General features: G+C 54.8%; 1 protein-coding gene and 2 pseudogenes. All 3 read left to right on the forward strand.

The features are described 5' to 3' along the window. Positions 1-290: pseudogene (locus WH5701_RS00610) on the forward strand (phycoerythrobilin:ferredoxin oxidoreductase); the annotation flags it as partial. A 184-nt stretch (positions 291-474) separates the two neighbouring features. Continuing rightward, positions 475-993, forward strand: coding sequence for a phycocyanin subunit beta (locus WH5701_RS00615; protein WP_006169891.1), 519 nt, complete (start codon positions 475-477; stop codon positions 991-993). A 42-nt stretch (positions 994-1,035) separates the two neighbouring features. Continuing rightward, positions 1,036-1,281 (forward strand): annotated as a pseudogene (locus WH5701_RS16335) (phycocyanin subunit alpha); the annotation flags it as partial.

Here is a 1,281-nt window from a genome sequence, read left to right on the forward strand (position 1 = left end):
CTTTCTTCTCTCCAGGCTTTCTTTGGACCCGGTTGCCGCTTGGAGACGAAGGGGACCAACTAATTGAAAGCGTTGTACGTCCAGCCTTCAACGACTATCTCAGGCTTTATCTGGAGTTGGCCGAAGCAGCGAAACCGGTGACAGACGATCGCCGCGACCACCTGCTTGCAGGACAACGGCGCTACACCGATTACAGAGCAGAGAAAGATCCAGCAAGGGGCATGCTCACTCGGTTTTACGGCAGTGAATGGACCGAGAACTACATCCATACGGTGCTGTTCGACCTCTGATCGTTGACTGAGCAAGGAAGGGCTGGAAAATCCCTGTCTCAGAACGGGGATTAAGCATTATGAACAGCAGTCGAAAGGCTCCAGCCCATTTCGAGAGAATGTTCCCAGACCCAGCTGGGACCTTCTCAAGATGTCCTTCTGGTATCTCTGATAACCACTTAGACGCAGCCAAGAGGAGTTCAAAATGTTCGACGCCTTCACCAAGGTTGTCGCCCAGGCCGACGCCCGGGGACAGTTCATTAGCACCAGTGAGATTGATGCCCTGGCCGCCGTCGTCTCTGACAGCAACAAGCGTTTGGACGCTGTGAGCCGGATCTCCAGCAACGCTTCAACCATCGTTGCCAATGCTGCACGTCAGCTGTTTGCTCAACAGCCTGCACTGATCGCCCCTGGTGGCAACGCTTACACCTCCCGTCGGATGGCTGCTTGCCTTCGCGACATGGAAATCATCCTCCGCTACGTCACTTACTCAGTGTTCACCGGTGATGCTTCCGTCATGGAAGATCGCTGCCTGAATGGCCTGCGCGAGACCTACCTGGCCCTCGGAACTCCAGGCGCATCCGTCGCATCAGGCGTGAATCTGATGAAAGATGCTGCCCTTGAGATGGTGAATGACCGCAATGGCATCACCGCTGGCGACTGCGCATCACTCAGCAGTGAAATCGGCGTTTACTTCGACCGTGCTGCCGCTTCCGTCGCCTGATCAGGGCACAAGTTTTTCATCTAAATCTTCTAACTCCCCACCATGAAAACTCCCCTTACCGAAGCCGTTGCAGCGGCTGATTCCCAGGGCCGCTTCCTGAGCAACACCGAAGTTCAAGCGGCCTCAGGTCGTTTCAACCGCGCTAAAGCAAGTCTGGAAGCTGCGAAAGGCCTCACCAGCAAAGCCGAAGCTTTGGTGAATGGTGCAGCCCAAGCTGTTTACACCAAATTTCCATTCACAACGCAGATGGAGGGCACTAACTATGCATCTTCACCTGAAGGCAAAGCC

Source organism: Synechococcus sp. WH 5701, from assembly GCF_000153045.1.
Classification (GTDB): Bacteria; Cyanobacteriota; Cyanobacteriia; order PCC-6307; family Cyanobiaceae; genus Regnicoccus_A; species Regnicoccus_A antarcticus.

Coding starts and splice junctions, on each gene's coding strand:
- WH5701_RS00615 (WP_006169891.1), top strand. CDS start 475: ATGTTCGACGCCTTCACCAAGGTTGTCGCCCAGGCCGACGCCCGGGGA.